General features: G+C 56.2%; 9 protein-coding genes. 4 read left to right on the forward strand and 5 right to left on the reverse strand.

The window, feature by feature from the left end:
* Positions 1–217: 217 nt before the first annotated feature.
* Positions 218–1,366, forward strand: coding sequence for a MalY/PatB family protein (locus E0E20_RS09490; protein ID WP_130837976.1), 1,149 nt, complete (start codon positions 218–220; stop codon positions 1,364–1,366).
* Positions 1,367–1,379: 13 nt separating this feature from the next.
* Positions 1,380–2,795 (forward strand): Na+/H+ antiporter NhaC, encoded by a 1,416-nt coding sequence (gene nhaC / locus E0E20_RS09495; RefSeq protein WP_130837977.1) that lies wholly within the window; start codon positions 1,380–1,382, stop codon positions 2,793–2,795.
* Positions 2,796–2,810: 15 nt separating this feature from the next.
* On the opposite strand, the gene E0E20_RS09500 is transcribed toward nhaC, so the two are convergent.
* Positions 2,811–4,055 carry an MFS transporter gene (locus E0E20_RS09500; RefSeq protein WP_130837978.1) on the reverse strand — a complete coding sequence of 415 codons (1,245 nt, stop codon included), beginning with the start codon at positions 4,053–4,055 and terminating at the stop codon, positions 2,811–2,813.
* Between the two features lie 267 nt (positions 4,056–4,322).
* Here E0E20_RS09500 and E0E20_RS09505 point away from each other — a divergent pair, with 267 nt between their 5' ends.
* Positions 4,323–5,447, forward strand: coding sequence for a DUF362 domain-containing protein (locus E0E20_RS09505; protein WP_130837979.1), 1,125 nt, complete (start codon positions 4,323–4,325; stop codon positions 5,445–5,447).
* A gap of 129 nt (positions 5,448–5,576) precedes the next feature.
* Positions 5,577–6,512 (forward strand): gfo/Idh/MocA family oxidoreductase, encoded by a 936-nt coding sequence (locus E0E20_RS09510; RefSeq protein WP_207302851.1) that lies wholly within the window; start codon positions 5,577–5,579, stop codon positions 6,510–6,512.
* 97 nt (positions 6,513–6,609) lie between these two features.
* Here the strand turns inward: E0E20_RS09510 and E0E20_RS09515 are convergent, their stop codons facing one another.
* The 4 genes from E0E20_RS09515 to E0E20_RS09530 all read right to left on the reverse strand — a co-directional run bounded on the left by E0E20_RS09515 (position 6,610) and on the right by E0E20_RS09530 (position 12,099).
* The gene (locus E0E20_RS09515) at positions 6,610–7,485 is read right to left on the reverse strand and encodes a patatin-like phospholipase family protein (RefSeq protein ID WP_130837980.1); all 876 of its coding nucleotides are present in this window, start codon (positions 7,483–7,485) and stop codon (positions 6,610–6,612) included.
* Between the two features lie 77 nt (positions 7,486–7,562).
* Positions 7,563–8,930 carry a sodium-dependent transporter gene (locus tag E0E20_RS09520; protein WP_130837981.1) on the reverse strand — a complete coding sequence of 456 codons (1,368 nt, stop codon included), beginning with the start codon at positions 8,928–8,930 and terminating at the stop codon, positions 7,563–7,565.
* Between the two features lie 2 nt (positions 8,931–8,932).
* Entirely contained in the window at positions 8,933–9,322 is a 390-nt protein-coding gene (locus E0E20_RS09525; protein ID WP_130837982.1) for a hydrogenase maturation nickel metallochaperone HypA, read from the reverse strand.
* A gap of 83 nt (positions 9,323–9,405) precedes the next feature.
* Positions 9,406–12,099, reverse strand: coding sequence for an FAD-dependent oxidoreductase (locus tag E0E20_RS09530; protein ID WP_242622753.1), 2,694 nt, complete (start codon positions 12,097–12,099; stop codon positions 9,406–9,408).
* Positions 12,100–12,146: the final 47 nt, after the last annotated feature.

Raw genomic sequence — 12,146 nt, forward strand, 5'->3', positions numbered from 1 at the left:
AGAACATCTACCGTGTGGACAACGGAGACAAACAGGGAATCAAAGTTTCCGCAATCCAGAAGAAGACAAAGAACGTGCTGGACACGCTCGGAGTCGACCTATTACGTAAAATTTGAGGTTACAGTGTGTATAATATTAATAAAATATGGTAGATAGAACAATTAAAACAAACCTGCAGAACAATTAAAACAAACATTTTATATCTTAAGGAGGCGAAATGTTTAAGCAGAAAATATCGAGAATCGGTACAAATTGTGCGAAATGGGATGAAATAATTGAAAAGAACGGCAATCCGCTCCTGATTCCGCTGACGGTTGCGGATATGGATTTTCCTGTTGCGCCGGAGATTATGAGCGAAATAATCCGGGCGGCGGCTCACGGTATTTACGGGTACACCAATGTCAGTGAGAAATATCTTGCACTGTCAAAAAAATGGATTGAAGATCACTATGCGTATCCGGCAGAGAAAGAATGGATTGTGTATTGTCCCAGAATTATTCAGGCGATATCCCTGTTTATTCAGAACAATACCGCCGTGGGAGATAAAATAATGGTTCTCACTCCCCTGTACGATCCAATCCAAAGCGCGGTAAGGATCAATAAAAGGGAATTGGTGACCTCATCGCTGGTGATAAAAGGGCGGAGCTATCAGATCGATTTTGAAGATTTCCGGGCAAAGATAGCGGGCGGCGTAAAGATGTTCATTATGGTTTCTCCTCACAACCCGACGGGCAGAGTCTGGGATGAGGCAGAAATCCGCAAAATGATTGAAATATGCAGAGAATATCATGTCCTTATTTTTTCCGATGAAGTACATGCCGATTTCACATGGGAAAAAAATTTCATCAGCTTCGGTCGCTTTTTTGACACATATGAAAATATTATTATAGGAACCTCAGCATCCAAAACATTCAATATTCCCGGGCTTGAGGCAAGCAATATCATAATCAAAAATGAAAAGCTGAGAAATGAACTGAGACTGTATTTAAGGCAGGCCGGCATTCACAATCCCAGCTATTTCTGTATCCCTGCGGTTGAGGCCGCATATGAATCGGGAGAAGAATGGCTTTTGCTTGCCAAAAAAGCGATTAATGATAACCGATGCTTTGCAAGGAATTTTTTTGAAAATGAACTCAAAGGCTTTAAGGTAATGAATTCCGACGGCACCTTTCTCCTCTGGGTTGATTACAGAGAGAGCAATTTGTCGGAGGATGAATTAAAAAATATTATGTACCATAAAGCGAATGTCGTATTTTCCACAGGCAGCGATTTCGGACGAGAGGGGGTGGGTTTTATAAGAATAAACGTCGCTTTGCCGCAGGCGTTATTAAAGGAGGCATTACATCGTTTCAAAGAAAGCATTTGATTGGGGGAAAATAATGAAAAGTACAAAAACCAAGAAAACACCTACATTCGCGCAGGCGGTGCTGCCTGTTATTGCAATGCTTTTGATATTCGGAATAGGAATCGGCAGATTCGGACTGCCGGCAGAGCCGCTCATGCTGCTTGCGGCGGTTGTGTCCGGAATAGAGGCCGTTCTGTTAGGTTATTCATATAACGATATCATGAACGAGATAGCGGAAAAAATTTCCAAGATATGGGGAGCGCTGTTAATTCTGGTAATCGTAGGGTTCATGATCGGTTCCTTTATGGCAGGCGGAACGATACCCATGCTGATATATTATGGATTAAAGCTTATTAATCCTAAGTTTCTGGCTGTGACCGCGTTTATCGTTACCGCTTTGGTTTCTGTGCTTACAGGTACCTCATGGGGATCAGCCGGTACGATCGGCGTGGCTTTTATGGGCGTGGCTGTAGGAATGAACGCAAATCTGCCTTTGGTCGCCGGTGCGGTTGTATCGGGAGCATATTTTGGTGATAAGCTGTCACCGCTTTCAGACACGACCAATCTGTCATCCGCCGTATGCGGAGTGGATCTGTATGAGCATGTTTACAATCAGCTGTGGACAACTGGCTTTGCCGCTGTCCTGTCTGTTATATGCTATCTGATTATTGGGCAGATGGGAGCGTCCGGTCAGGGAGAGGTTCCCGAGATGGTAGGGCTGCTGACCTCCAGCCTTGACAGCATGTTTCACTGGAATATTTTATTGCTGTTGCCTTTAATCATTGTTCTTGCAGGCTCCATTATGAGAAAACCGACGATTCCGGTCATGCTTGCCGCATCATTATTTGCTCTGATCAATGGAGCAATTTTTCAGCACATCGATTTGACAAATCTGGTCAATGCGACCATAAACGGCTTTAACGTATCCATGCTGGGATTTACCGAGGCCGATATGCCTGCGGAATTGCTTCGCCTTTTGCACCGCGGCGGCATGATGGCTATGATGAATACTTTATTGATTGCCATATGTGCGATTTCATTTGCAGGTACTATGACTGTGACAGGGGCACTGACAGTGCTGGTTGAGGGTCTGCTGAGCAGAGTAAATACCGTATTCGGCCTGATTGCATCCACTATTGTCACCTGCCTCATAACAACGGGGGTAACAAGCAACGGGCAGGTGTCTATATTGATGCCGGGTGAGGCGTTCCGTGATGCATATATCAAAAGAGGGCTGCATCCCAAGGTATTATCCAGAACCCTTGAGGATTCGGTTACATGTACGGAATGTCTTATTCCATGGACCGCAGCCGGAGCATATATGGCGACTACGTTGGGAGTCGCCACACTCAGCTACCTGCCATATGCAATACTGAACTATTCCGGTATAGTGTTTGCTTTAATCTGGGCCGCAACAGGCATCGGCATCACAAAGACATCCAAGAAATAAGAATACGGGAAAGCTTCACACGCGGGGCGGCAGTGCGCCCCGCTTTTTATTTCTCTTCTGCAAAAGCAGGAGCCAGAGCAGCATCAGAATCGGAAACACGATCGCCGCAAGAATACCGGTTTTCAGATGATTGCCGGAGGCGGCCGCCACGGTTCCGACCACGGTCGGCCCCAGCGAGCAGCCCGCGTCCCCCGCGAGAGCGAAGAGAGCGAACATCAGCGTCCCGCCGTTCCGTATTCTCGGCGAAGCAATGCTGAACGTCCCCGGCCAGAAAATACCGACGGAAAAGCCGCACAGCGCGCAGCCGAGAAGCCCCAGAGCCGGCGCCCTGCTCAGCGCGATGAGAAGATAGCAGGCCACGCACAGCAGCGCGCTCCACAGCATGAAGCGCTCCAGCCGGAGCCTCTCCCCGAATTTTGCAAAGACAGACCGCGACGCCCCCATAAAGAGCGCGAACATCATCGGTCCCGCGAGATCGCCCAGCGTCTTGCTGACGCCGAGACCCGACTCCGCAAAGGCAGACGCCCACTGACTCACCGCCTGCTCCGACGCCCCCGCGCAGAGCATCATCAGCATGATGAGCCAGAACAGGCGCAGCCGGACAAGCTCTCTAAGGCGCAGCCCTTTTTCTCCCTCTCCGATGAGGTGCGCCACCGGCACAAAGAAAAACAGCAGCAGATTGCAGAGCGGCACCAGCGCCCAGAGAACCGCCATGATTTTCCACTGCCGTATCCCGGCAAAATGAAAAAACAGCGTGGAAATCAGAACAACTCCCATCTGACCCCAGCAGTAGAACGAGTGGAGCAGGCTCATGGCCTGCTCCTTGCGTTTTGTCGGGCACGCCTCCACGATGGGGCTGACCACCACCTCGAGAAGACCGCCGCCCACCGCATAGATAAGCACCGAAATCAATATTCCCGCAAAGGGATCCGACATCCGCTCCGGCAGAACGGTGAGAAGAAGCAGGCCCGCCGCCGCAAAGGCATCGGCCAGAATCATTGCGGCACGGTAGCCGATGCGGTCGATAAAGCCTGCCGAAACCATATCGATCAGAAGCTGCAGCGCAAAATTAAAGGTTGCAAGAAACGTGATCCGCGACAGCGGAAGCCCGTACTGTGCACCGAACGTCAGAAACAGAAGCGGCACAAAATTGTTGACGATCGCCTGCACGATGTACCCCATGAAGCAGGCATATAATGTATGGTCGTAGCGGAGCGCACTCCCGCCTCTTCTTTTGCTTTTCCCGACATTCTTATTCATATTCATCCGTTTTCCCGCAAGTTTTTTCTATACTTCACCGATTGTTTTCGCTACAATAAAGCTGTGCAGACCCCCTGATTATAGCAGGCTGCCCCGCCGGACACTTGTATATTCCTCGACAGTTCCGGTAGATTCCGTCCTCCTGCAGCCGGGGCGTCATTTTTCATTTCATCGGCTTCTAATTATATCACCGGCCTGTGCGCGGCGCTGTCACAGCGCGGCCGCAGAGGCTTCTCAGCCGCAAAGCAGCGCGGCAGGGAGAACAGCATGGAGAAAGCGAAGGTTTATTTCACAGATTTCCGCACGCACGCGGAGCATCCCCTCACAGAAAAGCTCCAGAGGCTCATCCGGGCGGCGGGCATCGGACAGATCGACATGAACGGCAAATTTGTCGCCATTAAAATGCACTTCGGCGAGCTGGGGAATCTCGCCTATCTGCGTCCCAATTATGCGAAGGCTGTCGCCGACGTCGTAAAGGAGAACGGCGGCAGGCCTTTTCTCACCGACTGCAACACGCTCTATCCCGGCAGCCGCAAGAACGCGCTCGAGCATCTCGACTGCGCGAACATCAACGGCTTCAACACCATCACGACCGGCTGCCAGATCATCATCGGCGACGGACTGCGCGGCATGGACGAGGCGACCGTACCGGTTCCGAACGGTGAATACTGCAAGGAGGCCTACATCGGGCAGGCCATTATGGACGCCGATATCTTCATCTCTCTCACGCATTTCAAGGGACATGAAATGACCGGCTTCGGCGGCACCATCAAGAACATCGGCATGGGCTGCGGAAGCCGCGCCGGCAAAATGCACCAGCACAATCAGGGCAAGCCCCACGTCGAGCAGGAGCTCTGCCGCGCCTGCCGCCGCTGTGCAAAGGAGTGCGGCTCCGACGCCATCTCTTACGAATCGGGAAAGGCGTGGATCGACCAGACGCTCTGCAAGGGCTGCGGCCGCTGCATCGGCGCCTGCGCCTTTGACGCCATCCACAACGACAACGCCAATGCCAACGATATTCTCGGCTGCAAAATGGCGGAGTACACCGCCGCTGTCGTCACCGGACGTCCGTGCTTCCACATCAGCCTCATCACCGATGTCTCGCCGAACTGCGACTGCCACGGCGAAAACGACGCGCCGATCCTGCCGGATCTCGGAATGCTCTGCTCCTTTGACCCGGTCGCTCTCGATCAGGCCTGTGTCGATCTGTGTCAGGCCGCGGAGCCTATGCCGAACAGCCAGCTCTCCGACAACCTTGCAAGGGCAGGCGCCGAGCATCACCACGATCATTTCAAGGATTCCAATCCGAACGTGAGCTGGAAAGAGACGCTGGAGCATGCCGAGAAGCTCGGCATCGGCTCGCGCGAGTACGAGCTCGTTACGCTCCGGTAAGCCGCCTGCACGGGTTTTTCGGTAAACGAAAAATGCTGTCAGGCTGCGGGGCGGCATGAGCCGCAGAGAGGTCCGGCACGCTGCGCGGGCGCAGCATGGGAATCCCATCTGAATCTCGCCTGCGACTCGATGCGGGCCGGCAAGTACACCGCGATGGAGGTGGCGGGCGCCTACTCCGTTGAGGACTGCTGGAAGCTGGTGCGCACACACGAGGACACGGGCGTGTCCTGCATGATGCTGGAGAATTGCTGCTATGGCCGGGACGAGCTGATGGTTCTGAACATGGTTCGTCATGGTCTGCTGAGCGAACTGGTGCACTGTCAGGGCGGATATCGCCATGACCTGCGTGAAGAGGTCGCAAACGGCAGGGAAAACCGGCACTACCGTTTCCGCAATTATCTGCACCGCAGCTGTGAAAATTATCCCACGCACGAGCTGGGCCCCATTGCAAACGTGCTGGACATAAACCACGGCAACCGGATGCTGACGCTCGTCTCCGTCGCGTCAAAGGCGGCAGGCCTGCACGAATATCTGCTGCGGGAAAAGGGCCCGGGCTGCGACGCGGCAAAAATGAATTTTGCGCAGGGCGACGTGGTGACGACCATCATCAAATGCGCCCGGGGCGAAACGATCTGCCTGACGCTGGACACCACTCTGCCGCGGCCTTATTCCCGCGGTTTCCATGTGCAGGGGACAAAGGGCATGTATATGGAGGATAACAGAAGCGTCTTTCTGGACGGCAAAGACAATGCGTATGACTTCAAATGGAACGAGCGATGGAACAGCGCAGAGGAATACCGTGAGCAGTACGACCATCCAGTGTGGAAAAAATATCTGGCCGAGGGTGTTCGCGGCGGTCATGACGGCATGGATTGGCTGGTGTTCCGCGCGTTCTTCGAAGCGGCAAAGGCAGACGCGCCCGCTCCCATCGATGTATATGATACGGCGGCATGGATGAGTATTTCAGCCCTAAGCGAACAGAGCGTCGCGATGGGTGGTATGCCTGTTCCCGTCCCGGACTTCACCAATGGCAAATGGATGACGCGCTCTCCTTGGCAGGCATAAAGAAACATAACGTATCACACGGGTAAAAAGGTCATCTGCCGACATGTCTGGCATGTCGGCAGATGACCTTTTTTCATGAAAACATCTTTATAAAATATTATCCCGCAAGAAAGCGCCGCACGGCCTCGAGCTGCCTTGTCCCCTCGGTTCGTCCGATCTCGTACACCTGATGGATCTTCGCGGCGCGGTGCTCAATTCTGCCGATTTCCAGCGCCTGCGGGGGCGCGATGACAAAGATCCGGCCGCTCTCTTCTTCCCCCCGGAGCTCGTCCAGCGTCCGGTTATAGGCCGCCGGCCGGACCTCCAGACGCTGGAACAACTTCGGATAGCGCCGGAGCGCGAGCCGGGTCAGCGCCGGATTCCCGCCGTTTCCGCTTTTGCGGTAGCCGCGGGGCTGCGTGAGAACCGCAACCATCCGGGTATTGCCCTGCGACTGAAGCCAGCGGAACGGGATCGGGTCGGCAATGCCGCCGTCCATGTAAAAACGTCCTCCGATCGGAACCGGCCGCGCCGCAACCGGGAGGGATGCCGAGGCGCGGAACCACTCGAACGTCTCGTCATCGCAGCGGTCGCAGCGGCGGTAAACCGGCTCTCCCGTCTCCGCATCCGTTGCCACGACGTAAAATTCCTGCGGATTATTCTCATAAGTCCGGACATCCATCGGATCGAAAACTCCCGGAAGCGCATGATAGCAGAACTCCGCGTTGTACAGATCCCCCGTTCGAAGAAGCGAGCGGAGGCTGCCGTATCTGGGGTCTCTGGCAAAGCGCAGATTGTAGCGGAGCACTCTCCCCGGCTGCCTCGATTTATAATTGCAGCCGAATGCCGCGCCCGCGGAGACGCCGATGACCGAATCAAAGTCCACCGCGTTCTCCATCAGCACATCGATGACGCCCGCCGTAAACATGCCGCGCATCGCGCCGCCCTCCAGCACCAGTCCTGTTTTTTCCCTCTTATCCTTATCCTGTTCCATACGCTTCCTCCCATCCGGATCCGGAAGCTCCTCCGGCCGGCATCCCGGCCGCCGCGCTCTGTCTCTCCGTCCGGTTCTTACATGCTGATCAGACCGAACACATTCGCCACCGACGAAAACAGAATGACCGCGACAAAGAACGGACAGAGATACCGGATCATGAAGTTGAATACCGGCCGGCGCGCAAATTTTGCGCCGTCCCGCGTCACCTCCTCCTCGATGGCCTTGACGCCGACGACCTGATTGATGAGCACGCAGATGGACATCGCCGCCAGCGGCATCATGACCGAGTTGGTGATGAAATCAAAGAAGTCGAGAAACTGCATTCCGATCAGCTTCACCTCCGCCAGCAGACCATAGCCGAGCGCCGAGAGCGAGCCCAGCGCCAGCATGACCGCGCCGACCGCTGCCGTGGCTTTTTTTCTGCCCCAGTGAAACTCATCCTCGATGGTTGAAACCGCGCTCTCCGTGAGGGCGATGGACGAGGTCAGCGCCGCAAACAGCACCAGCACAAAGAACAGAAGCCCGATGAGACGGCCGATCCCCATAGAAGCAAAAATCTTCGGCATGGTAATGAACATCAGGGCCGGCCCCGCCTGCAGCGTCTCGCCCGCGCCCTCGCCGGAAAAGGCAAAGACCGCGGGAATGATCATCAGGCCGGCCATCACGGCAATCGCCGTGTCAAAGAGCTCCACCTGATTCGTCGAGCTCTCGATCGAGACCTCCTTTTTCATATAGGAACCGAAGGTGATGAGAATCCCCATGGCAATGGACAGAGAATAGAACATCTGTCCCATGGCCGCGACGACCGTCATCCATGAAAACCTCGAGATGTCGGGAATCATCATGTAGCGTATCCCCTCCACGGCGCCCGGCCTCGTCATGGAATACACGGCGATAATCACCGAAAGCAGCACAAGGATCGGCATCATGATGCGCGAAACTCTCTCGATACCGCTGCGCACGCCCATGAAAATAATGACGAGCGTCATCATCGCAAAAGTCACAAAGTATATCTCGGACTGCCAGCCCCCGGTGATGAATGCCGTGAAGTAGCCGTCCTGCGCCGCCGCTTCCGCGCCGTCCGTCACATACGAGATGAGATAGCGGACGACCCAACCGCCGATCACCGAGTAATAGGGCACGATCAGCAGCGGAATAATCGCGTTGATCCAGCCGCCGAAGCGGAACGAGCCGGTTTTTCCGAAATGCGCAAAGGCGCCTACCGGGCTCTTGCCCGTCATGCGGCCGAGCGCCGTCTCAGCCATGATCATCGTATAGCCGAACGTCAACGCCAACAGGATATAAATAAGAAGAAAGATTCCCCCGCCATACTTTGCCGCCAGATACGGAAATCTCCAGATATTTCCCAGTCCCACCGAGGCTCCGGCCGCTGCGAGCACATAGCCCAGCCTGCCGGAAAAGCTGCTGCGTTTCTTTTCCATAATCAGTTCCCATCCTCCACTTGATGTTCTTCGCTGCGTCCCTCCTCCGTCTCGGCCTCGATCTGCTTGATCACACATTCGTTTCCGGTTTCGAGCCACGTTTCACCGCTGTGGCAGTAAGGACACTCGCGTCCGTATTGTACCGTTTCATAGCGCCGTCCGCAACTGCTGCAGTAAGTAACCGCAGGAATTGCCTCAAGACAAAGCTCCGAATCCGCGAGAACCGGGTACCTCCCCTTGAAATAATTCCAGCAGTCGACAAACATATCCGTCATGATGCCGGAGACCTCTCCGACCGAGAGCGTGACGGAGCCGACGCGGATGATGCGGTTCTCCTCCGCCAGCTCGCTCACGGTCTTTGCGAGATTGACGACAATCCCCATTTCGTGCATAGCTTCCTCCCGGCCGGATCTGTCCGGCCGATACAAAAGAAAACTGCCCGCATGACGCCGGTCATACGGGCAGTCCCATCAAATCACTTTTTGTTCAGCAGTATTTTAATCTGACGCTTTGCCGCATATTTTGCGACCGGCCCGATCTTGTTGTCGCACGCGATCATGTTCGATGCCTCCGGCAGGTCCCGCGTGAGATGGATCGCGTCAAACTCGCAGCGGGTTGTGCACAGACCGCAGCCGATGCAGCGGTTCAGATCGACCGTCGTCGCCCCGCAGCCAAGACACCGGTTTGCCTCGGCCCGGATCTGCTCCTCCGTAAGCGGCAGCCGCAGATCGTGGAACGTCCCTTTCGGATCGCCCGCTTTATGTCCGGGCGCCTGACGCGCCGTCCGGTCATAGTCGGGCAGCGCAATGTTTTCCTTGTCGAGCTGAATGAACTCTCTTCTGTCGCGGCCGATCGTGAGCGACTGTCCCGGATGGACAAAGCGGTGCATGGATTCCGCGCCTTTCTTGCCATCCGCAATCGCGTCGATGGCAAAGCGCGCGCCGTGCCCGATGTCCCCTCCGACAAAGATATCCGGCTCCCCGGTCTGGAATGTCACCGGATCGTGCACCACGGTGGCGCCCCGTCCCAGCTCGACCTTTGTCCCCTCGAGGAGGGCTCCCCACTCGGCGGACTGGCCGATCGCCTGCAGCACGGTGCTGCACGGAACCGCAATGGTGTCGTTCTCATCATACTGCGGCTGGAAGCGTCCTTCCGCATCCTTGACCTGCGTACAGCGCTTGAAGACGATGCCCGTGACACGGCCGTTTTCCGTCAGAACCTCTTTCGGTCCCCAGCCGTTCTTTACAACAATGCCCTCGCTCTCCGCGTCCTCGACCTCATCGCGGGCCGCGGGCATTTCCTCCGCGCTCTCAAGGCAGAGCATCGTGACCCTGCCGGACGTGCAGCGCGCCGCGGTTCTGGCTACGTCGACCGCAACGTTTCCGCCGCCGACCACAACGACATCCCCGGGGAGCTTCACGGCCGCCTCTGCGCCGTCCGCGCTCATTCCCGAGGCGACCCGCTTAAGGAACGCCACGCCGGATTCGACGCCCTCCGCGTCCTCGCCGGGCACGCCCGCCTTGCGGCCGCCCTGCAGTCCGATGGAGAGGTAAAACGCCTTGTAGCCCTGCTCGCGCAGCTCCGGAATCGTGACATCCTTTCCGACCTCGACGCCGCAGCGGAACTCGACGCCCATGGTGCGCAGCACCTCGATCTCCGCCTCGAGGACATCTTTCTCAAGACGAAAATTCGGAACGCCGTTCATCAGCATGCCGCCGGGCCGCTCATCCTTTTCGAACACTGTGACGTCATAGCCGCGCGTGCGAAGATAATACGCCGCCGTCATGCCGGCAGGTCCCGCGCCGATCACCGCCATTTTGTATTTCGGGCCCCACATGCCGCCGTCGTCTTTCTCGCAGACGGGGATAAAGCGCTGATCCGCCTCCAGTTCCCTCGCGGCGATGAACTTCTTGATCTCGTCGATCGCGATGGGCTGATCGACGCTTCCGCGCGTGCAGGCATCCTCACAGCGGCGGTTGCAGATCGCGCCGCAGACCGCGGGGAACGGGTTGTCCTGCTTGATGAGACGGAGCGCCTCCATATAGCGGCCCTCGGAGGCCATCTTCACATAGCCCTGAACGGCCAGATGCGCCGGGCAGTTTGTCTTGCAGGGCGCGGTGCCGCTGTCGTAGCAGTTGATTTTTGCCGTGTCGCGGTAATCCGGATTCCACTTCTCCGGCCCCCACTTCACCGCATCCGGCAGTTCGGAGAGGGGATAGCTGACCTCGCTTCCGTCTTTCCGGCAGAGCTTCTGGCCGAGCTTCGCCGCGCCGACCGGGCAGACCTCGACGCACTTGCCGCAGGCCACGCATTTCTCCCTGTCCACGTGCGCACGGTACGCCGACCGGGACAGATTCGGCGTGTTGTAGAGCTGCGAGGTGCGCAGCGCATTGCAGACGCCGGGCGCACAGTTGCAGATCGCGACGATCTTGTCCGAGCCGTCGACGTTGGTGATCTGGTGGACAAAGCCGTGCTTTTCCGAGCGGTCGAGAATCTCGAGCGCCTCCTCGTAGGTGATGTAGCGGCTGCATTCGCGGTCAACCATGAACTCCGCCATATCGCCGACCGAGATGCAGAACTCGCCGCCGATCTCGCCGGAGCCCTCGCCGCGCATGGTCTGCTGCTTGCGGCAGGTGCAGATGCCGACCGCATACTTGTCATATTTGTTCAGCCAGTGTGAAATGTGCTCCACGCTGACCGAGCGGCTCTCCGTCTCGATCGCTTTCTCGACCGGAATGACATGCATTCCGACGCCCGCGCCGCCGAGCGGGATATTCTCCGTCATGCCCTCCAGCGGAACCTGCGTCATCAGATTGAAGAACGACGCCAGATGCGGGTGCTCGTCCGTGAGCCGGTCGTTCATCATCATGAACTCGGCGGAGCCGGGAACAAAGATCGGGACGTTGTACTGCTTCTCTTTCTCCGGATTCTCCCGGTTCATCTCGACAACGCCGATCCAGCACAGGTGATCGATCAGCTCCTTGGCATGCTCCACGGTTATATTGTTTTTCTTCGCCAGCTCCTCCACCCGGTAGGGTTTGCGGATCTTCCCGAAGCTCAGCATGAACTTCGCCTCTTCCTTGGTGAGCACCGAATCCAGCGCCCAGTATTCCGGGTCGGAGGTGTCCATGGAATGCGTCAGCTTCACCGCATAACGGTCCGTGATCATCTCACCCAGCTTGAGGATCAGCTTCTTTTTTTCCTCATCCGGCGCGA

The sequence above is a fragment of the Lachnoclostridium sp. Marseille-P6806 genome, assembly GCF_900625025.1.
Taxonomy (GTDB): domain Bacteria; phylum Bacillota; class Clostridia; order Lachnospirales; family Lachnospiraceae; genus CAG-791.

Coding starts and splice junctions, on each gene's coding strand:
- E0E20_RS09490 (WP_130837976.1), top strand. CDS start 218: ATGTTTAAGCAGAAAATATCGAGAATCGGTACAAATTGTGCGAAATGG.
- nhaC (WP_130837977.1), top strand. CDS start 1,380: ATGAAAAGTACAAAAACCAAGAAAACACCTACATTCGCGCAGGCGGTG.
- E0E20_RS09500 (WP_130837978.1), bottom strand. CDS start 4,055: ATGAATAAGAATGTCGGGAAAAGCAAAAGAAGAGGCGGGAGTGCGCTC.
- E0E20_RS09505 (WP_130837979.1), top strand. CDS start 4,323: ATGGAGAAAGCGAAGGTTTATTTCACAGATTTCCGCACGCACGCGGAG.
- E0E20_RS09510 (WP_207302851.1), top strand. CDS start 5,577: ATGCGGGCCGGCAAGTACACCGCGATGGAGGTGGCGGGCGCCTACTCC.
- E0E20_RS09515 (WP_130837980.1), bottom strand. CDS start 7,485: ATGGAACAGGATAAGGATAAGAGGGAAAAAACAGGACTGGTGCTGGAG.
- E0E20_RS09520 (WP_130837981.1), bottom strand. CDS start 8,930: ATGGAAAAGAAACGCAGCAGCTTTTCCGGCAGGCTGGGCTATGTGCTC.
- E0E20_RS09525 (WP_130837982.1), bottom strand. CDS start 9,322: ATGCACGAAATGGGGATTGTCGTCAATCTCGCAAAGACCGTGAGCGAG.
- E0E20_RS09530 (WP_242622753.1), bottom strand. CDS start 12,099: ATGATCACGGACCGTTATGCGGTGAAGCTGACGCATTCCATGGACACC.